The organism is Cobetia sp. 10Alg 146 (assembly GCF_029846385.1).
Lineage (GTDB): Bacteria > Pseudomonadota > Gammaproteobacteria > Pseudomonadales > Halomonadaceae > Cobetia > Cobetia marina.
Genome location: NZ_JARWKT010000010.1, coordinates 84,039 through 104,951, shown reverse-complemented (window position 1 = coordinate 104,951; position 20,913 = coordinate 84,039). Strand labels below are relative to the sequence as shown.

At 65.5% G+C, this 20,913-nt stretch carries 14 protein-coding genes and 1 pseudogene; 11 read left to right on the top strand and 4 right to left on the bottom strand.

The window, feature by feature from the left end; genetic code table 11:
• Positions 1-194: 194 nt before the first annotated feature.
• The 7 genes from fabV to astB all read left to right on the top strand — a co-directional run bounded on the left by fabV (position 195) and on the right by astB (position 9,209).
• Entirely contained in the window at positions 195-1,397 is a 1,203-nt protein-coding gene (gene fabV / locus QD172_RS15795; protein ID WP_279856256.1) for an enoyl-ACP reductase FabV, read from the top strand.
• 219 nt (positions 1,398-1,616) lie between these two features.
• Positions 1,617-2,618, top strand: a complete 1,002-nt coding sequence (locus QD172_RS15790) for a GlxA family transcriptional regulator (RefSeq protein ID WP_169477227.1) — start codon at positions 1,617-1,619, stop codon at positions 2,616-2,618.
• A gap of 156 nt (positions 2,619-2,774) precedes the next feature.
• Positions 2,775-3,995 carry an aspartate aminotransferase family protein gene (locus QD172_RS15785; RefSeq protein ID WP_176493570.1) on the top strand — a complete coding sequence of 407 codons (1,221 nt, stop codon included), beginning with the start codon at positions 2,775-2,777 and terminating at the stop codon, positions 3,993-3,995.
• A 23-nt stretch (positions 3,996-4,018) separates the two neighbouring features.
• Complete coding sequence (locus QD172_RS15780; protein WP_141392325.1) at positions 4,019-5,080, top strand: arginine N-succinyltransferase; 1,062 nt, start codon at positions 4,019-4,021, stop codon at positions 5,078-5,080.
• Positions 5,080-6,111 carry an arginine N-succinyltransferase gene (gene astA / locus QD172_RS15775; protein WP_279856255.1) on the top strand — a complete coding sequence of 344 codons (1,032 nt, stop codon included), beginning with the start codon at positions 5,080-5,082 and terminating at the stop codon, positions 6,109-6,111. The genes QD172_RS15780 and astA overlap by 1 nt, the downstream gene beginning before the upstream one ends.
• A gap of 151 nt (positions 6,112-6,262) precedes the next feature.
• Positions 6,263-7,762: a succinylglutamate-semialdehyde dehydrogenase gene (astD, locus tag QD172_RS15770; protein WP_279856254.1), complete on the top strand. Its 1,500-nt coding sequence runs from the start codon at positions 6,263-6,265 to the stop codon at positions 7,760-7,762.
• Between the two features lie 100 nt (positions 7,763-7,862).
• Complete coding sequence (gene astB, locus QD172_RS15765; protein WP_279856253.1) at positions 7,863-9,209, top strand: N-succinylarginine dihydrolase; 1,347 nt, start codon at positions 7,863-7,865, stop codon at positions 9,207-9,209.
• Positions 9,210-9,333: 124 nt separating this feature from the next.
• On the opposite strand, the gene QD172_RS15760 is transcribed toward astB, so the two are convergent.
• Positions 9,334-10,524 carry an MFS transporter gene (locus QD172_RS15760; RefSeq protein WP_279856252.1) on the bottom strand — a complete coding sequence of 397 codons (1,191 nt, stop codon included), beginning with the start codon at positions 10,522-10,524 and terminating at the stop codon, positions 9,334-9,336.
• A gap of 557 nt (positions 10,525-11,081) precedes the next feature.
• Between QD172_RS15760 and QD172_RS15755 the strand changes: the two are divergent.
• The 4 genes and pseudogenes from QD172_RS15755 to QD172_RS15740 all read left to right on the top strand — a co-directional run.
• Positions 11,082-11,549 (top strand): annotated as a pseudogene (locus QD172_RS15755) ((2Fe-2S)-binding protein); the annotation flags it as partial.
• Positions 11,550-11,682: 133 nt separating this feature from the next.
• The gene (locus tag QD172_RS15750) at positions 11,683-14,064 is read left to right on the top strand and encodes a molybdopterin cofactor-binding domain-containing protein (protein ID WP_279856251.1); all 2,382 of its coding nucleotides are present in this window, start codon (positions 11,683-11,685) and stop codon (positions 14,062-14,064) included.
• 103 nt (positions 14,065-14,167) lie between these two features.
• A complete protein-coding gene (locus QD172_RS15745) occupies positions 14,168-15,193 on the top strand; it encodes an XdhC family protein (RefSeq protein ID WP_279856250.1) in 1,026 nt (341 codons plus the stop codon).
• 8 nt (positions 15,194-15,201) lie between these two features.
• A complete protein-coding gene (locus QD172_RS15740; protein WP_279856249.1) occupies positions 15,202-15,837 on the top strand; it encodes a nucleotidyltransferase family protein in 636 nt (211 codons plus the stop codon).
• Positions 15,838-15,929: 92 nt separating this feature from the next.
• On the opposite strand, the gene QD172_RS15735 is transcribed toward QD172_RS15740, so the two are convergent.
• The 3 genes from QD172_RS15735 to QD172_RS15725 form a co-directional block, all read right to left on the bottom strand.
• Positions 15,930-16,340 carry a hypothetical protein gene (locus QD172_RS15735; RefSeq protein WP_279856248.1) on the bottom strand — a complete coding sequence of 137 codons (411 nt, stop codon included), beginning with the start codon at positions 16,338-16,340 and terminating at the stop codon, positions 15,930-15,932.
• A 148-nt stretch (positions 16,341-16,488) separates the two neighbouring features.
• Positions 16,489-19,626, bottom strand: a complete 3,138-nt coding sequence (locus tag QD172_RS15730) for a multidrug efflux RND transporter permease subunit (protein ID WP_077378301.1) — start codon at positions 19,624-19,626, stop codon at positions 16,489-16,491.
• Complete coding sequence (locus QD172_RS15725) at positions 19,623-20,909, bottom strand: efflux RND transporter periplasmic adaptor subunit (protein WP_271303187.1); 1,287 nt, start codon at positions 20,907-20,909, stop codon at positions 19,623-19,625. The genes QD172_RS15730 and QD172_RS15725 overlap by 4 nt, the downstream gene beginning before the upstream one ends.
• Positions 20,910-20,913: the final 4 nt, after the last annotated feature.

The window sequence follows — 20,913 nt, the reverse complement described above, 5'->3', positions numbered from 1 at the left end:
GTCGCCGACAGCCGCTAGAATAGCGGCCAGCAGCAGGCACACACGCCTGCATGCCCTGATTCGACAGCCAGACTCACCAGACGTTTTCAGAGCAAGGCACCGGTCGCGCAGCGTGCGCCGTGGTCGTTGCATACTGGAATCGGGCATCAGCATCGGCGGGTACACGCCGGGCCAACAGCAAACGAGGTTCTTACGTGATCATCAAACCCAAGGTTCGCGGCTTCATCTGCACCACGACTCATCCCAAGGGCTGCGAGCAGAATGTTGCCGAGCAGATCGCCATCACCCGCAAGACGGTCGGTGACAAGCGCGACGGTGGCCCGAAGAAGGTGCTGGTGATCGGTGCTTCCAGCGGCTATGGCCTCGCGGCGCGTATCACGGCAGCCTTCGGTTACGGCGCGGACACCCTGGGCGTCTTCTTCGAGAAGCCGGGCACCGAGAAGAAGGCCGGTACCGCAGGCTGGTACAACTCTGCCGCTTTCGACAAGTTAGCCAAGCAGGAAGGGCTCTACAGCCAGGCCATCAATGGCGACGCCTTCTCGCACGAGACGCGCGCCAAGGCCATCGAGCTGATCAAGGCCAACATGGGCGAAGTCGATCTCGTGGTCTACTCGCTGGCCTCTCCGGTGCGCAAGCTGCCGGACAGCGGTGAAGTGAAGCGCTCCGTGCTCAAGCCGATCGGCGAGACCTACCGGGCGACCGCCATCGACACCAACAAGGACACCATCATCGAAGCGGAGGTCGAGCCGGCCACCGAGCAGGAAATCGAAGATACCGTCACCGTGATGGGTGGTCAGGATTGGGAGCTGTGGATGCAGGCGCTGGACGACGCCGGCGTGCTGGCGGATGGCGCCCGCTCCGTGGCCTTCAGCTACATCGGTACCGAGATCACCTGGCCGATCTACTGGCACGGTGCGCTGGGTCGCGCCAAGGAAGATTTGGACCGCGCCGCCGGCAGCATCCACGAGAAGCTGTCCGCCAAGGGCGGTCGTGCCCACGTGGCCGTGCTCAAGTCCGTGGTCACCCAGGCCAGCGCCGCGATTCCGGTCATGCCGCTCTACATCTCCATGGTCTACAAGATCATGAAGGAGAAGGGCCTGCACGAAGGCACCATCGAGCAGCTCAACCGCTTCTACGCCGAGCGCTTCTATGGTGAAGGCGAGATCGCCACCGACGAGTCCGGCCGTCTGCGTCTCGACGACTGGGAGCTCAAGGACGACGTCCAGCAGGCCTGTCAGGAACTGTGGCCGCAGGTCACCAGCGACAACCTGTTCGATATCACCGACTACGCCAGCTACAAGCAGGAATTCCTCAAGCTGTTCGGCTTCACGCGTGATGATGTCGATTACGATGCCGACGTCGCCACCGACGTCGAATTCGATGTCGTGCAGATGTAAGAGCGCTTCAGCAAGCGCAGAGGTCAGGGTAGCGAGCGCTGCCAGCTGACCGCTGCCCGCTGAGCGATGACGACGCCACCCTTCGGGGTGGCGTCGTCGTATGTGGCGGCCTCATCTTGAGCGTCATGCCAGTCCGGGCCAGGCACAAGTGCCAGAGGCATGGCACAATATGGCGGCAGGTTGTCCCCACCCTCACGCGATGGACCTCGACTCACACCCATGCCCGTGGATTCACTGGTTTCCCCCCAGGCCCAGCAACGCCAGATAGGCTTCGTGCTGTTGCCCGGCTTCTCGTTATTGTCCCAGGCCTGTGCGCTGGAGCCCCTGCAGGTGGCCAATCAGCTCGCGGGGCAGACACTCTATCGGGCCGTCACCTTTGCGCTGGACGGGCGCGGTGTGGCGTCCGCAGCGGGCTTGAACCTGTCGCCGGACAGCCTGGTCGCCAGTGATTCGCGCCATCTGGACGCCCTGTTCGTGTGCGGTGCTCAGCCGGCGGGCGAGGCGGGCCTGCAGGAGGTGGCCTCGAATCCCGCGCTGCTGGCCTGGCTCAAGCGTCTGGCCGAGCGTGGCGTGATGCTGGGCGGTATCTCCACCGGCACCCGTGAGCTGGCTCGCGCCGGGCTGCTTGATGGCTATCGTGCGACGATCCACTGGCAGCGTGCCGAGTCGTTCCGTCGCGACTTCCCGCAGGTCAACGTCTCCCATCAGCTGTATGAGCTGGACCGTGATCGTGTCACCTGCGGCGGGGGTACCGCGGCGATGGACATGATGATGACATTGATCGCCCAGCAGCATGGTCGTGCGCTGGCCGAGAAGGTCTCCGAGCATTTCGTCTGCGAGCGTATCCGGCTGGCGGACGAGCCACAGCACGTGCCGCTCAAGAACCGTTTCGCCCATGCGCCCCAGCCGCTGGTGGAGGCCGTGACCCTGATGGAAGCCAATATCGAGGAGCCGCTGTCCACCCACGAGATCGGCGAGCATCTCGGCATCTCGCGGCGTCAGCTGGAGCGGCTGTTCAAGAAGCATCTGCAGGCGGTGCCCAGCCGCTACTATCTGGATCTGCGCCTGGCACGCTCACGTCAGCTCTTGCGCGAGAGTGATCAGCCCATCGGCGAGATCGCGCTGGCCACCGGCTTTTCCAGCGCCGCTCACTTCTCCACGGCGTTCCGCAACCATTTCGGGCGCAGCCCCCGCGACGAACGTCTCATGCTGCAGGCCTGAAATGTCGCATCGGTGACAAAAGTCGCCTCCTGACATAAGTCGTCGTCCTTTCGCTGAAAGTCTTTGTCATCTCGCCTCCCTATACTCGGGAGTCATGACCCGTGGCTCGCCGATCATCGGCCTGCCACGCAACGCCCCCGCGATGAGGAAGAGACGATGACCCAGCTGACCCGTGCCGATTTCGACCATGCCATGGTGCCCAACTACGCACCCCAGGCTGCCATTCCGGTACGCGGCGAGGGCAGCCGTCTGTGGGATCAGGAAGGTCGTGAGTACATCGACTTCGCCGGCGGCATCGCCGTCACCTCGCTGGGTCACTGCCACCCGGCACTGGTCAAGGCGCTCAAGGATCAGGCCGACAAGGTCTGGCACCTGTCCAACGTCTACACCAACGAGCCGGCCCTGGCGCTGGCCAAGGCGCTGACCGAGCGCACCTTCGCCGACAAGGTCTACTTCTGCTCCTCCGGTGGTGAGGCCAACGAAGCCGCGCTCAAGCTGGCACGTCGTTTCGCCCACGACACCCATGGCGAGAAGAAGGACAAGATCATCTCCTTCCGTCAGTCCTTCCATGGCCGCACCTTCTTCACCGTCAGCGTCGGTGGTCAGCCCAAGTATTCCCAGGGCTTCGGGCCGATTCCGGGCGGGATCCAGCACGCCGAATTCAACAACCTCGACTCCGTGCGCGAGCTGATGGGCGATGACACCTGCGCGATCATCGTCGAGCCGCTGCAGGGCGAGGGCGGCATCATTCCGGGGGAGCAGGCCTTCCTCGAGGGGCTGCGTGAGCTGTGCGACCAGCACGATGCGCTCTTGATCTTCGATGAAGTCCAGAGCGGTGCCGGACGTACCGGCCACCTCTACGCCTACCAGCACTTCGGCGTGGTGCCGGACATCCTGACCACCGCCAAGGGCATCGGTGGCGGCTTCCCGCTGGGCGCCATGCTGACCACGGACCGCATCGCGCCGGCCATGGCCATCGGTACTCACGGTTCCACCTACGGCGGCAACCCGCTGGCATGTGCGGTGGGTCTGGCGGCGCTCGAGACCATCGACACGCCGGAAGTGCTCGAGGGCGTCGCGCATCGCCACCAACTGCTGCGCAATGGCCTGGAAGGCATCGCCAAGCGTCACGGTGTCTTCAAGGAAGTGCGTGGCATGGGTCTGTTGATCGGTGCCCAGATGGCGCCGGACTATGCGGGGCGTGCCAAGGACATTCTCAATCTGGCGATGGAAGAAGGTCTGATGGTGCTGGTCGCCGGACCTGACGTGCTGCGTCTGGCGCCGTCGCTGGTGATCAGTGAAACCGAGCTCCAGAGCGGTCTCGACAAGCTCGACCGTGCCGTGGCGAGCTTCGTCGCCGCCTCTGCATCTGCATGAGCAGCGCCATGAGCAGTGCCCCGATGCTGGTGGTGCGGCCTGCCGAAAGCCGCGATCTGCTCGCTCTCGAGCGGCTCGCGGCCTCGGCCACGCCACGCCTGACCAATCTGCCGGCACATCGTGACCGCCTCGAGGAGCGCATCACGCGCTCCCAGCGCAGCCTGCGTGCCGAGATCGATTTTCCCGGTGACGAGATCTACTGCTTCGTGCTGGAGGATCTCGACAGCGGGGAAGTGGTCGGTACCGCCTCGCTGCGCGCCGAGGCTGGCGCGCGGGAGGCCTACTACACCTATCGTCAGGAAACGCTGATCCACGCCTCGCAGCAGCTCAACGTGCGCCATGAAGTGCAGACGCTGTCGCTGTCGCATGAGGTGTCGGATGCCACGCTGCTGTGCGCGCTGTCGCTGGATGCCCGCTACCGCGAGACGGATGCGGACAGTCTGCTGCGTCGTGCACGCCTGATGTTCATCGCCCAGTACCCGGAACGCTTCGCCAATGAACTGGCGGTGGCCTTCCCGGGCTATCTGGAAACACGTGACGAGCGTCAGGTCAGCCCGTTCTGGGACAGCGTCGGCCAGCACTTCTTTGATCGCGACTTCAATGACATCAACCAGATGGCGGGGGTGCGCTCCAAGAGCTTCATCGCCGAGGTGATGCCGCCGTTCCCGCTCTATCTGCCGCTTCTCACGCCCCAGGCGCGTGCCGCCATCGGGCGCGAGAATCCGCGCCACGAGTACGCCATGCAGGAGATGCTCGCCGAAGGCTTCTCGCGCTCGCGCCACGTCGACATCTTCGATGCGGGCCCCTTGCTGCTGGCGGAGTGCGAACGTCTGCACACCTTCAAGCAGTGCGGCTGGCACCCGGTGCGTATCCGCCCGCAGGAAAGCCTGCCGGACGCGGTGCCGGCGATGGTCGCCAACCAGCGGCTCGGCGATTTCCGCTGCGTGCTGGCGCGCTATGCACTGACGCCGACCGGCCAGCTGATGCTGACGCCGCAGCAGGCCGAGGTGCTGGGGGTGGAAGAGGGGCGTGCGGTGCTTGCCGTGCCGATGCCCTTGCCGGCGGTCGATGAGGGAGAGCTGTAATGCGTATTCGTCCTATCGCTCGTCACGATATCGAAGGCCTCAAGGTACTGGCGCGGGAAACCGGCGTCGGCTTCACCTCGCTGCCGGACAATCATGAATTTCTCAGCGCCAAGATCGAGCGCACCCTGGCCGCTTTCGAAGGCCGGGAACCCGGTGATGATCGCCTGTACTTCTTCGTGCTCGAGGATGAGCGCGACGGCAGCATCGCGGGCTGCTGTGCCATCGAGGCCTGTGTGGGCACCGATGCGCCGTTCTATCACTACCGCCTCGGCTCGCTGGCGCACTCCTCGGTGCAGCTCGACCTGCATCGCACCCTGGATACGCTGACGCTGTGCTCCGATCACACCGGCGATGCCGAGGTCTGCTCGCTGTTCCTGCGTGAGGGCTGGCGCAAGGACCGCAATGGTGCGCTGCTCTCCAAGGTGCGCTGGCTGTTCATGGCCCAGTTCCGCGAGGCCTTCCCCGACAAGGTGCTGGCCGAGATGCGCGGTGTCTTCACGCCCGAGGGGCGCAGCCCGTTCTGGGAGTGTCTGGGCAGCCACTTCTTCCCGATGGACTTCAATGAGGCCGACCGCCTCACCGGCATGGGCCAGAAGAGTTTCATCGGCGAGCTGATGCCCAAGTTCCCGATCTATACGCCGTTTCTCTCCGAGTCCGCGCGGGCTGCCATCGGTCAGGTGCATGAGCACACCCGCCCGGCGGTGGCGATGCTCAAGAAGGAAGGGCTGCGCTGGGAAGGCTATGTCGACATCTTCGATGGCGGCCCGACGGTCGAGGCCTATATCGATGACGTGCGCGGCGTCCGTGACAGCCAGCTGGCATGTGTCGAGGTGATCGCGTCTGATGCCCCGGCCTGTGAGCGTCCCTCCGTCATGGCCGCCACCACCGGCATGGCGGACTTCCGCGCCAGCTGGATCAGCCATGCTGTCACGCGGGACGACGCGGGTGCCTGCCATGTGCGCCTGCACCGTGATGAGGCCGAACGCCTCGGCGTCACCGGCGGCGACACGTTGCGCGTGCTGGCCAGCTGAAGCGTTCGCCCCAGGCATCCGCTTCTTTGCGCCATCTCGCAGGCCATGTCGCCTTGCGTCCTTTTGCCATCAGCGGGGCAGATCGCCAACTGCCCCGTTATCTCCTTGTTCAGCGTCGCTTACGCGGCGCGCCCTTTCGATGAGGCATGCCATGACCACTACGACTCCGACTCCCGCCACACTCAACGTGCGTCAACAGCTCTTCATCGACGGCGCGTGGCAAGCGGGGGAGGCCGAATCCTTCACCAAGACCGACCCCGTCTCCCAGGCACGCCTGTGGCAGGGTGCCTCGGCCACTGCCGAGCAGGTCGAGCAGGCCGTCGCGGCAGCGCGTCAGGCATTCCCGACCTGGGCGCGCCTGGGTTTCGAGGCACGTCTGGCGGTGGTGGAGCGTTTCCGCGATCAGCTGGAGCAGCATCGTGAAGCGCTGGCGATCAGCATCGCCAGTGAAACCGGCAAGCCGCTGTGGGAAGCGCGTACCGAGGTCGGCGCGATGATCGGCAAGATCGCGATCTCGGTGAAGGCCTATCACGAGCGTACCGGCGAGCGCGCCAAGGATGTCGCGGGCACCCAGGCGGTCCTGCGCCACCGCCCGCATGGCGTGATGGCCGTCTTCGGCCCCTACAACTTCCCGGGGCACCTGCCCAACGGCCACATGGTACCGGCGCTGCTGGCGGGCAATGCCTGTGTGTTCAAGCCCTCCGAGCTGACCCCGGCCACCGCCGATCTCACCCTGCAATGCTGGGAGGCCGCGGGCCTGCCGGCCGGCGTGATCAATCTGGTGCAGGGCGCGGCGGACGTCGGTCAGGCCCTGTCCCAGTCCGAGGGTATCGATGGGCTGCTGTTCACCGGCAGTGCCAAGGTCGGCAAGCTGCTGCACCGTCAGTTCGCCGGTCAGGTCGGCAAGCTGCTGGCGCTGGAACTGGGCGGCAACAATCCGCTGGTGGTGCGTGATGTGCAGGATGAAACCGCCGCGGTGCTGGCGATCATCCAGTCGGCCTTCGCCTCGGGCGGTCAGCGCTGCACCTGTGCGCGCCGCCTGATGGTGCCGCAGGGCGAGGTCGGTGATCGTCTGATCGAGGCGCTGGCCACGGCGCTGCGCGAGTTGCGCGTGGCGGGGCAGTTCGAGCAGGACGCGCCCTTCTATGGCGGCCTGGCCAGTGTCGCGGCGGCCGAGGGCCTGCTCAAGGCGCAGGATGATCTCGAAGCGCTGGGCGGCAATGTCCTCGTGCGCATGCAGCAGCTTGAAGAGGGCACCAGTCTGCTCAGCCCGGCGCTGATCGATGTCACCGGCCTTGCGCTCGAGGACGAGGAATTCTTCGGTCCGCTGCTCAAGATCCATCGCTACACCGACTGGGACGAGGCCATCGCGCTGGCCAATGACACCCGCTACGGTCTCTCGGCCGGGCTGATCGGCGGTGAGCGTGCTGACTGGGACGACTTCCTGCTGCGCATTCGCGCCGGCATCGTCAACTGGAACCGCCAGACCACCGGCGCCTCCGGCGACGCGCCCTTCGGTGGCATCGGCGACAGCGGCAACCACCGTCCCAGTGCCTATTACGCGGCCGACTATGTCAGCTATCCGGTCGCCTCGATGGAAGCCGAGGCACTGGCGCTGCCCGCGACCCTGCCGGCCGGTATCCGTCTGTAAGGCCGTCCGTTCGGGCACCGCTGCCGCTTACCCATTGTTGACCACGACGCTCGCCGTGCCTGCTCCCTGAGGTGCCAAGGCGTCGTGGCAGGAGACCTTCATGTCCGACACCCCGTATCAAGAGATCAATTTCGATGGCCTGGTAGGCCCGACCCACAACTACGCCGGTCTGGCACATGGCAACGTGGCCTCGATGCGCCACGGCGGCCTGGCCTCCAACCCGCGCGAAGCCGCGTTGCAGGGCCTCGACAAGATGAAGTCGCTGGCGAATCTGGGTTATGCACAGGGGATTCTGCTGCCGCAGCAGCGCCCGGACCTTGGCGCACTGCGCGATCTCGGCTTCACCGGCAGCAATGCCCAGGTGTTGAAGGCGGCCAGCGAGCAGGCACCGCAACTCTTGCGCGCGGTGTGTTCCGCCTCCAGCATGTGGACGGCGAACGCCGCCACCGTCACGCCCTCGCGCGACAGCGGTGATGGCCGCGTGCACTTCACGCCGGCCAACCTGCAATCCAGCTTCCACCGCTACCTGGAGCCCGCGACCACCGGGCGCATCCTGGGCGCCATCTTCGCCGACGATGCCCATTTCGCGCATCATCCTGCGCTGCCCGCGACGCCGGCCTTCTCCGATGAAGGTGCGGCCAACCACACGCGGCTGTGCGATGGCCACGGCGGGCCGGGCGTGCATCTCTACGTCTATGGCCGTCAGGCCTTCGGCGGTGACGGCGTCGAACCGCGTCGCTATCCGGCGCGTCAGACACTGGAAGCCAGTCAGGCCGTCGCACGTCAGCATGGTTTGAGCGAGTCTCAGGTGGTGTTCGCCCAGCAGCACCCGGAGGCCATCGATGCCGGCGTCTTCCACAACGATGTGATTGCGGTGGGCAATGGCCCGGTGCTGTTCTACCACGAGCTGGCCTTCCGCGATGAAGAGGCGGTGCTCGACGAGATTCGCGCGAAACTGTCCACACCGCTGATCCCGATCCGCGTGCCGCTGGAGGCCGTCAGCCTCGAGGATGCCGTCTCCTCCTACCTCTTCAACTCGCAGCTGCTCTCCAATGACGATGGCAGCATGACGCTGGTGGTGCCGGGCGAGTGTCAGGAGAACGAGGCGGTATGGAATGCGCTGCAGAATGCGATTCTGGCCGGCCCGAACCCGATCGGGGAAGTGCTGGTCAAGGACGTCAAGCAGAGCATGCGCAATGGCGGCGGCCCGGCCTGCCTGCGTCTGCGCGTGGTACTGAGTGACGCCGAGCGCGCCGCGCTGTCCGGGCGCGTGATGATGACGGATCAGCTGCACGGCGAGCTGGGTGACTGGGTCAAGCGTCACTATCGTGACAGCCTGACGCCGGCGGATCTCGCCGACCCGCAGCTGGCCGAAGAGACACTGGCGGCGCTAGATGAGCTGACGCGGCTGTTGAAGGTCGGCAATGTCTACGCCTTCCAGCGTTGATCGCCTGGCCCGAGCCCATACGACACAGCCCCATACGACACAGCCCCCATCGGGTTCGCCGATGGGGGCTGTGTCGTTGTGGAGGTATGGTCTGACATTTGAGAATCAGATGCCGTGGCGCGACTCAGGCCAGTTGTGGCTGCACCATGCGCTTGGGCTCGCGGCGCACCGGCCAGTGCACGAGCGCGGCCAGCAGGCCGAAGATGCCGCTGGCGATCCACAGCAGGTCGTAGCTGCCGGTCAGCTGATAGACCACACCACCGCCCCAGGCCCCCAGGAAGGCGCCGACCTGATGCGCGGCCAGCACCATGCCGAACACGAAGGCCTGACGCTTCTGGCCGAAGTAGAGCGCGACGGCCTGGCTGGTCAGCGGCACCGTCGACAGCCACAGAATGCCCATGATCGCACCGAAGGCGTAGAGCAGCATGCTGCTGGGCGGGATGACCACCATCGCCATCACCAGTGCGGCGCGGCACAGATAGATCAGCATCAACAGCTGCGGCGGGTGACGGCGGCCGCCCCAGGCACCGAACAGAATGGTGCCGGCGATGTTGAGCGCGCCGATGATCGCCAGCGTGTTGCCGGCCACGTTCAGGGGCAGGCCGCAGGCGACCACGAAATTGGGCAGGTGGGTGGCGATGAAGGCGACGTGCACGCCGCAGACGAAGAAGCCGCCGGCCAGCGCCAGAAAGCGCCGGTCCTGCAGCAGCGGGCCCTGGCTCGGGACATCCTCTGCCTGTGTTTCACTGCCGGCCGGCGGGCGACGCAGCAAGGGCAGGGCCATGGGAATCAGCAGCAGACAGCTGGCGCCGAGCGCCAGCATGGCGATCTTCCAGTCGATCAGCACCAGCATCGGGGTCGCGACCGAGTAGACAAGCTGCCCGAAGGAGCCGCCGGCCGAGGCGATGCCCAGCCCGATGCCACGATGCTGGAGGGGGACCACGCGCGTGACGGCGGCCAGCACCAGCGGGAAGGTGGTCGCCCCGATGCCGATGCCGGCCAGCACGCCCGCACCCAGCATCCACACCGTCGGAGTCGGCCAGAGGGCGGTGACGCCCATGCCGACCGCATAGCACAGGCTGCCGACCAGGAAGACGCTGAGCGTGCCGAAGCGATCCGACAGCTTGCTGGCGATGGGCGCGGCCAGCCCGAAGACCAGATTCTGGATGGCGAGGGCAAATGACAGGCTGCCCATGCCCCAGGCAAGCTCGCTGGCCATCGGTGGCAGCATGAAGCCCATCGCCTGGCGCGCGCCGGTATTGATGGCGAGTATCAGCGCTGCCAGCGCGATCGCCGCCTTCCAGTTGAGTTGCATGTCAGATCCTCATGCCGGGAATCGTTATTGTCGTTGTTCTTGCAGTTCTTGCAGTCCCTGCACCCGGTGCTGGCCATGGGCGGAACATCCTCCATGAGGACTCTCGCTACATTTCACTTTATTCTCATAAAAGTACAGATGCCGGATACGCCACTGTCAGACGCGTCTGCGACACTCTCGTCCATACCAGGCAGTCACATGGCTTCGCGGGAGTCCTCGCTCCGGTGCGCCGCCATCATTCTCGACCGCTACCGGCCCAGTCCCGAGGCGGACCGATGTCATGCAAACATCTGCCGATGACAAGGCGTGAAACGCTATACTGTGTGGCATGCGAGACAGCATCTGCATGGCCATGATGAGCCCAGTGACATCACACTGTTTCCTTTTTGGCACCGTGGTGCCGAATCGTGACCTGTAGAATTCACCGATTCGAATCGTGCCAGGCCTCAAAGCCTGGGGTCGGTCCCTGACGCCGAACCCACGCCACGTCAGTCAGATCACGCCATGGCTGGCCGCGACACCCTGCACGCGTTGTCCGAACCCTGTCCCCCTGCTTCATGCTCCTGAGGAGAAGCCCCTTGGCCAACTTCACTCTGAACGGCAAGGCCGTCAGTCTCGAGGTCGATCCGCAAACCCCGTTGCTTTGGGTGCTGCGTGAACACCTGGGCCTGACCGGCACCAAGTTCGGTTGCGGAATCGCCCAGTGCGGCGCCTGCACCGTGCACCTGAACGGCACCGCGGCGCGCACCTGTGTCCTGCCGGTACTGGCCGCCGAGGGTGGCGACATCGTCACCATCGAGGGGCTGGCCGAGAACGATGACCACCCGCTGCAGCAAGCCTGGGTCGAGGAGCAGGTGCCGCAGTGCGGTTACTGCCAGTCCGGCCAGATCATGCAGGCCGCCGACTTCCTCAAGCACACGCCCAACCCCACCGATGAGCAGGTCACTGCCGCCATGGCGGGCAACCTGTGTCGTTGCATGGCGTACGTGCGTATCCATCGTGCGGTGAAGCGTGCCGCCGCGATCGCCAGTGAGCGCGACACGGCGCAGGTGATGGGCCAGCAGACCGAGGCCACCGCCGCGACTGCCGGTGTCGGCACATTCGATCCGCGTGCCACGGCAGATGCCGTGAGCCATTCTGCTGCCGAGGAGACATCTCATGGCAAGGTTTGAAGATACGCTGGGCCGGCATCAGCGCGCTCAGGCAGCCACTCGTCACCCCTCGAGCCAGCACGGCATCACGCGGCGTGGTTTTTTGATCGGCAGTGTCGCGGGTTCCGCGATGCTGGCGTTCGGGGTCTCCGGCGCGGCCCTGGCCAGCGGCGCCGATGACGGCCGCTCTGCCAGCGAGACGCTGTCCGCCGGCGCCTTCGAGCCGACCATGTGGTATGCCATCGGCACTGACGGCACCATCACCATCCATATCACCAAGGCCGAGATGGGACAGCACGTCGCCACCAGCCTGGCGCGTCTGGTCATCGAGGAGCTCGAGGCCGATCTGGCCTCCGTCGAGATCGTCTACGTCGACAGCGATCCCAAGTGGGGCTACATGATCACCGGCGGCAGCTGGTCGGTGAATCACAGCTACCAGCCGCTGTCGCAGGCGGGGGCTGCCGGGCGTATCGCGTTGATCGAAGCGGGCGCCAGACAGATGGGCGTGTCCGTCGAGAGCTGCAAGGCGCGCAAGGGCCGTGTCATCAGTGGCGATCAGTCATTGGGCTATAGCGAGATCGTCGCCGCGGGCCTTGAGCGCAGCTTCACGGAAGATGAGCTGGCGGCCATCGAGCTCAAGCCGGCCTCCGAGCGCCGCGTGCTCGGCACCAAGGGCAATGCGCTGGACGTGCCGGCCAAGACCAACGGTCAGGCGGTCTACGGCATCGATTACACCCTGCCTGTAGAGGTGGAAGCCCGTGTCGGCAAGACGCTGCATGCGCGCCCGGTGCTGCCGCCGAGTCGCTTCGGCTGCAAGGTCACGGCCGTGGATGACAGCGAAGCCCAGAAGGTCATCGGCTATCGCCAGACCATCGAGCTCAAGGATCCGTCCGGCATGTGTCAGGGGTGGTTGGCGGTCATCGCCGACAACTTCTCGGCGGCCATGCGTGCCACCGACCTGCTCAAGGTGGAATGGAGCAAGGGCGACAGCTATCACGTCGATGAGGCGGCGATCCAGGCAGAAGGCCAGCGACTGGTCAGCGCCCCGAGTCGTGACAATGGCTCGCTGATGGTGGATCAGGGTGACCCTTCCGCGCTGATCGAAGGTGCGGCGACCACGGTGGAGTCCACCTTCACCACCTCAAGCGTGCTGCACTTCACTCTGGAGCCGGCCAATGCACTGGCCTATGAGGAGGAGGGGCATTGGCATGTCCACTGTGGCAACCAGCAGCAGTCATTGCTGATTCCCCTCGTCGCCAAGGCGCTGGACGTCGAGGATGGCAAGATCACTCACCACCAGCTGTATCTGGGCGGTGGCTTCGGGCGTCGTCTCCACGGTGACTACGCCGTGCCGGCGGCACTGGCGGCCAAGGCCGTGGGACGTCCGGTCAAGATGATCTTCACGCGCCCGGACGATAGCCGTTTCGATTGCGTGCGCTCGCCCTCGGTGCAGCGTGTGCGTTCCGGTCTGGATGCCGATGGCCGTGTCGTGGCCTCCGAGCACGCCGCCGCGGCAGGCTGGCCGACTGCCGCGCTGATGCCGAGCTTCCTCGCCGAAGCCGTGGAAGGCGGTGGCAAGCTGGATTCCTTTTCCATCAGTGGCGCGGACCACTGGTACAACGTGGGCACCCAGCGTGTCTGGGCGCAGCAGAACAAGGTCGCTCATGAGGCCTTCGTGCCGGGGTATCTGCGCTCCGTCGCACCGGGCTGGACGCTATGGGCGGTCGAGCAGCACATCGATGAGCTGGCGCAGGCAGCCGAGCAGGATCCGGCCGAATTCCGCCTCTCGCTGCTGGACGCCGAAGGCCGCAATGCCGGCAAGGCGCCGGTCAGCACGGGCGGGGCGGAACGTCTGCGCAACGTGCTCACGCGCGTGATGGAGAAGTCCGGTTGGAGCGAGCGTGACAGCCTGCCGGAAGATACCGGCATGGGCGTGGCGCTGAGCTTCGGTCAGGAACGCAGCATGCCGACCTGGGTGGCCTGCGTGGCACGGGTCAAGGTCGATCGCGCCACTGGCGAGGTCAAGATCGAGAAGCTGACCAGTGTCGTCGATGCCGGTACCCTCGCACACCCGGATGGCGCCATGGCGCAGCTGGAGGGCTCGCTCTTGTGGGGCGTCTCGATGGCGCTGCACGAAGGTACCGAATACCGCGAGGGTGGCCCGGTGGCGCAGAATCTGGGCGCCTACCAGCCGCTGCGCATGCATCAGGTGCCGCAGATGGATCTCGAGTTCGTTGACAGTACCGAGATGCCGGTCGGTCTTGGCGAGCCGGGTACCACGGTGGTCGCACCGGCGGTGGCCAATGCCATCCATCACGCCGTAGGCGTTCGCCTGCGTGATCTGCCGATGCGCCCGGCGGCGCTCAAGGCCGCGCTCAGCGAGGCCTGATCCTCACCGGTGAATGCGTCTGATACCCGCCACTCCGGCATGTCCGGGTGGCGGGTTTCGTGTCTTCTGGTTGGGAGCCGGCTTCCGATATGAGAGAATTTTGATGCAACATCTTGATCTTGAAGTGATCTGTCAGGCGATCGACTGGCTGGCGCCGTCAGATGGCACGCGGCCTGACAGCCCGATCTGGCTGTGTACGGTGCTGTCCACCTTCGGCTCCTCACCGCGTGAGCCGGGCGCCTGGCTGGTGGCGCGTGCCGATGGCCAGCATCGTGGCTCGTTGTCCGGTGGCTGTGTCGAGGAGGACTTCCTGGCGCGCCTGGCGGGAGGCGAATTCACCGCGAGCGCCCAGGTGATCCGCTATGGCGAGGGCGGCCATCAGGGTGCGGGGATCGCCTTGCCGTGCGGTGGCTTGCTGGACGTGCTGGTCGAGCGCTTCACGGCCAGCGAGGCGGACATCGCGCATCTCAAGGCACTGCGCGAGGCACTCGAGGGTCAGACGCCGCGTCTGCGTCAGGTCATGCTGGCGGGGGATGGCGCGCGTGCGCTTCAGCAGGACAGCGGGCTGGGGGAGCGGGTCGAGCCACTCAAGGGCCACGATGACCAGACGAGCGGCTATCAGCTCAGGGTCGGGCCGGTGGCGCGTCTGCTCTTGGCGGGACTCTCGCCGGTGGCGGAAGCCTGCGCGGCCTTCGCCGTCAGCCTCGGCTTCGAGGTGATCATCTGCGAGCCACGCGAGGAAGTGCTGGCGGACTGGGATGCCCGCAAGACGCCGCTCGCCGGTGTCACCCTGCGTCGTGAGCTGCCCTCGCGCTTCATCGCGGCGGAGGGCTGCCATGCCGCCACCGCCGTGGTGGCGTTGACCCATGATCCACGCATCGATGATCTCGCGATGATCGAGGCGGTGCGCCAGCCCGCCTTCTACATTGGCGTGATGGGCTCGCAGCGTACCTCTCAGGCGCGCGCCGAGCGGCTGGCACGCAGCGGCGGGCTCAGCGCCGAGGAGATTGCGCGCATCGTGATGCCGATCGGGCTGAATCTGGGCAGCAAGACACCGGCCGAGATCGCGCTGGCGGTGATGGCCGATATCGTGCGCATCCGGCGTGGGCGCGCTCGGGAAAGTCTGTGAGACCCGACATGAGTGAGACGATCATCCTGGTGATGGCGGCCGGTCAGAGTCGCCGTTTTGGCAGTGACAAGCGTCAGGCTTGTCTGGCGGATGGCCAGACACTGTTGATGGCGACGCTTTGGCAGGTCATGTCCTGTGAGGTGGACTGGCGTCTGCTGCTGCGTGAGGACGATGATCCCGCCGCACTGCTGGGAGATGACTTCGCGCGTGAGCATGCCCGGCGAATCTGGCGTGCGCCGCAGGCGGGCAACGGCCTCGGTGCCAGTCTCGGAGACGCCTTCCGTCAGCTGAGTGAGGACGCCACCCTGGCGCATGTGCAGGTGGCGGCGGTATGGCTGGCGGACATGGCGCAGATCACGCCGCAGACCTTCCACGCCTTGCACCGTGAGGCGAGTGCGGAGCATGTGGTGCGGCCGGTGCTGACAGGCGAGAAGGGCAGCCCCGGGCATCCGGTGCTGTTCGGGCGGATGCTATGGCGTGAGCTGGCAGCGCTTGAGGGCGGTGAGGGTGCGCGGGAAGTGATCCTTCGACATCGTGATGCCTTGCGTGAGGTGGTCGTCAGCGATGTCGGCATTCTCGACGATATCGATACACCGGCGATGCTGGCGGAAAGGCGGCGAAGTCTCCCACCCCCAAATGCCTGAGCAAGCGTTGGGTGGCAAGCCATCGCGCCAGACACAAGGACGCCCCGTCACCTTCAGGTGACGGGGCGTCCTTGTGTCTGCTCATCCGCATTCTACAGCGTGCGCACGTCCAGCAGCTTGATGCGCTGGATGCGTGGCTCACCCCAGCTCAGATCCAGCACCCACTCGGCATCGAAATGCGTGTGCAGCACGCTGCCGTCGTGATGCGCGGCGCGGTGCTCGCCGCCCATGCGCAGGGTGGCCGTGTCGAGACTCTCGCGTCGGGCACGTACCCAGCCCAGTGCATGACTGTTGATCAGCAGATCATCACGGCGCTGTTCCCAATTGGTCAGGAATTCGCTGCCAGTGAGCGTCTCATCCAGCAGCTGGATCACGGCATCGTCTCCCAGCAGCTCGGCCAGCTCGATGGACGGCGCCAGGCGGTTGAGCAGAGAGAACCAGCGATGCGCGAAGTTCTCGAGTTCAGCCTCAAGGGCCAGATCATTGAAGGTATCGGCGTACATGCTACCCGCTCCCGAGTATTGAACAATGTAGGTTCGGCGGTGTGCCGAGATGATGCGACGAGGCAAGCCAGTGCGACGAGGCAAGCCAGTGCGGCGAGTCATCTCGCGTCGCCGCACTGGCGGTGTGGTCCGTGAAGCCCCGGCTTCTCTAGGTACGCTTCTCGACCATCCTGCGGATGCCGACATAGAACAGTGGCGTCAGCAACAGGCCGAACACGGTGACGCCGATCATGCCGGAGAACACCGCCACGCCCATCGCCTGGCGCATCTCGCTGCCGGCACCGGTGGCCAGTACCAGCGGCACCACGCCGGCGGTGAAGGCCACCGAGGTCATCAGGATGGGGCGCAGCCGCAGACGACAGGCCGTCAGCACGGCATCCAGGCGACTCTGACCTTCATGCTGCTGCTCACGGGCGAACTCGACCAGCAGAATGGCGTTCTTGCAGGCCAGCGCCACCAGCACGATCAACCCGATCCGCGTGAAGATGTTGTTGTCGCCTCCCGTCAGCCACACGCCAGCCAGTGCCGACAGCAGCGTCATCGGCACGATCAGGATGATCGCCAGCGGCAGCGACCAGCTCTCGTACTGGGCAGCCAGCACCAGGAACACCAGCAGCACCACCAGCGGGAAGATATAGATCATGGTGTTGCCGGCCAGCACCTGCTGGTAGGTCACCTCCGTCCACTCGTAGCCGATGCCCTGGGGCAGATTGGCTGCCAGCACTTCCTCGATGGCGGCCTTGGCCTGATCGCTGGAGACACCCGGTGCCGGCGAGCCGTTGATGTCGGCGCTGACATAGGTGTTGTAGTGCATCACGCGGTCCGGACCGGTGGTCGGCGTCACCTTGACGAAACTGCCCAGCGGAATCATGCGCCCGTTGTCGCTGCGTACCTTGAGATTGCGGATGTCATCCGGGTCGAGACGCGCCGACTGCTCGGCCTGGGCGCGTACCTGATAGGTCCGCCCGAAGCGGTTGAAGTCATTGACGTACAGCGAGCCCATGTAGATCTGCAGGGTCTCGAAGGCGCGTTCCACCGGGACGCCCATGATCATCGCCTGTTCGCGGTCCACATCGATGTCGTACTGCGGCACCTGGATGCGGAAGCTGGAATAGACGCTGCTCAGGCGCGGGTCGGCATTGCCCTTGGCGGTGATGGTCTGCACGGCGGCGAACAGCTGATCGAAGCCCTGGTTGCCGCGGTCCTGCAGCTGCAACTTGAAGCCGCCCGTGGTCCCCAGACCCAGAATCGGCGGCGGCGGGAAGACGGCGACGAAGGCCTCGTCGATGCCGGCAAACTTGCGGTTGAGCTCGGCGGCGATCGCCTGGCCGGAGAGCTGGGGCGACTGGCGATCCTCGAAGTCATCCAGCGGCGTGAACAGGATGCCGGAATTGGAGGCATTGACGAAGCCGTTCACCGACAGCCCCGGGAAGGCCACGGTATGGGCGACCCCTGGTGTCTCGAGTGCCAGCTTCTGCATCTCGTTGATGACCTCGGTGGTGCGATCAAGGCTTGCCGCGTCCGGCAGCTGAGCCATCGCGACCAGATACTGCTTGTCCTGTCCCGGGATGAAGCCGCCGGGCACGCTGTCGAACAGCTTGCCGGTGGCGCCGAGCAGGGCCAGATAGATCACGCCGACGATGACACCGAAGCGCAGCAGCTTCTTGATCAGGCCGGTGTAGCCGTTGGACATCGCATTGAAGGCCCGGTTGAACGGCGCGAACAGCCAGCGTCCGAACAGGCCATCGATGAGGCGTGTCAGCCAGTCCGGCTTGGCACCGTGCGGCTTGAGCAGCAGGGCCGAGAGCGCCGGCGACAGGGTCAGTGAGTTGAAGGCCGAGATCAGCGTCGAGATGGTGATGGTCAGCGCGAACTGCTTGTAGAACTGGCCGCTCAGGCCGCTGATGAAGGCGGTGGGCACGAAGACCGCCGTCAGCACCAGCGCGATGGCGATGATCGGGCCGGTCACCTCGCGCATGGCGATCTGGGTCGCCTCGATGGGAGAGTGGCCCAGCTCGATGTTTCGCTCGACATTCTCCACCACCACGATGGCGTCATCGACCACGATACCGATGGCCAGTACCAGTCCGAACAGCGACAGCGTATTGATCGAGACACCCATCAGCTGCATGACCGCGAAGGTGCCGATCAGCGAGACCGGCACCGCGATCAGCGGGATGATCGAGGCGCGCCAGGTCTGCAGGAACAGGATCACCACGATCACGACCAGCAGGATGGCCTCGAACAGGGTATCGATGACCGCCTCGATGGAGCCGCGCACGAAGACGGTGGGGTCGTAGACGATGTCGTAGCTGACACCATCGGGGAAGGCATCGGACATCTCGCTCATGCGCTCGCGGACCGCATCCGACAGCGCGATGGCATTCGAGCCGGGGCGCTGGAAGATCGGCATCGCCACCGCATCCTTGCCGTCGAGTTGCGCGCGCAGCGAGTAGCTGTCGGCACCCAGTTCGACACGGGCGACATCCTTCAGGCGCGTCAGGCGGCCATCCTCATCGACACGGATGACGATGTTCTCGAATTCCTGCGTGCTCTCGAGACGTCCGCGCACATTGAGCAGGCGCTGGAACTGGTTGTCATCCGGGGCGGGTTGGGCACCGACGGAACCGGCGGCGACCTGCTGGTTCTGGGCGCGCAGCGCACTGATCACGTCACCGGCAGACAGTCCACGCGCCGCCACGGCGTCCGGGTCCAGCCATACACGCATGGAATACTCGCCAGCACCGAACAGGCGCACGTCACCGACCCCGTCGAGACGGGCGAGGTTGTCCTTGAGATTCAGGCGCGCGTAGTTGGACAGCCACAGCTGGTCATAGCGGCCATCCGGAGAGGTCAGATGGACCACCATCGTCAGGTTGGGCGAGGCCTTCTCGGTGGTGATGCCGAGCTGCTGCACCTCCTGCGGCAGGCGTGGCGTGGCACGTGCCACACGGTTCTGCACCTGCACCTGGGCCTTGTCCAGATCCGTGCCCAGCGCGAAGGTTGCCGTCAGGGTCAGGTTGCCGTCGGAGGTCGCCTGGGAGTCCATGTACAGCATGCCTTCGACGCCGGTGATCTCCTGCTCCAGCGGCGTGGCGACGGTCGAACCGATGACTTCCGGGTTGGCACCTGGGTAGTTGGCGCGCACCACCACGGTAGGTGGCACGACTTCTGGATACTCGGAGATGGGCAGCTGGAACAGTGACAGCAGCCCCGAGATGACGATCAGGATCGACAGCACCGCGGCGAAGACCGGGCGCTTGATGAAGAAGCTGGAGACGTTCACGTACGGCCTCCTGCTGCCTGGCGGTCGGCCTCGGCCAGCGCCGCGGCATCCTGATCATTGTCGTGCGACGGCTGATCCTTCTGGTGTTGCGTCAGGCGAGCGACACGCTCGGCGAGGGCCTTGAGGGCACCATCGTCGGACATCTCAACCAGCTTGGGCGTGATCGGCATGCCCGGGCCTGCCTTGGCGGGGCCGGCGGCCAGCACGCGATCACCGGCGGCCAGGCCATCGGTGACGGCACGCAGCGGGCCAAAGCGCGGGCCAGTGGTGATGCCACGGTAGGCGAGGGTGTCATCTTCGCCGATCACCAGCACGAACTGACGATCCAGATCGGTGCCGATGGCACGCTCCGGGATCAGCACGGCGTCGCGAATCTCGGGGGAGGCGATGCGCAGGCGCGCGAAGGCGCCCGGCCGCAGGGCAGGGTCCTCTGCGGTGAAGGTGGCGCCAATGCGCAGGGTACCGGTATCGATGTCGACGCTGTTGTCGATGAAGTCGAGCTCGCCCTGGAACGGGAAGTCCTGCTGGCCTGCCAGCTGCAGTTCCACCGGCAGATGATCCTCGGCGGAGACGTCGGCAAAGTCCTGATTCCAGGTCAGCTCGCTGATGTCGATATAGGCGTCCAGCTGGCGAGTTTCCACCAGGGTGGTCAACACGCTCTGACCGGCTTGAACGGTATTGCCGCGCGTGATGCGGGCATTGGACAGTCGGCCATCGATCGGGGCACGCACCGTGGCGTAGTCGAGATCCAGACGGGCGCGCTCGAGCTGGGCGATGGCGGCCTTGAGCTGGGCGTTGAGACCGGAGACGCTGGTGCTGCGTGAATCGGCTTCCTCGCGGGAGATCAGGTTGCGCTTGACCAGGCTGGCCGCGCGTCCGGATTCACTGCGGGCGTTGGCCAGTTCTGCCTTGACGCGAGCCACCTCGGCTTCCAGACGATCAACCTCGGCCTTGAAGGGGCGCTGATCGAGGCGGACCAGCGGGGTGCCGGCGCTCACCTGACTGCCTTCGGTGAACAGGACCTCTTCGATTTCACCGCTCACGCGCGGGCGCAGCTGTACGCTCTGCGGAGATTCCAGGCGGGTGGTGTAAGTGTGCCAGGCCGCGACCGGCTGAGCCTTGGCCGCGACGACTTCCATCGTGGGAGGTGTCGGCTGGGCGCCAGCGGAAGCCTCGTCATCGCCTTCACTGCAGGCGCTGAGCGCAAGGAGACCGCCAAGGGTCAACAGCAGGGAAGAGGCGATACGAGAAAGGCGCGCCGGACGTGAAGGATGTCTCGACATGGGG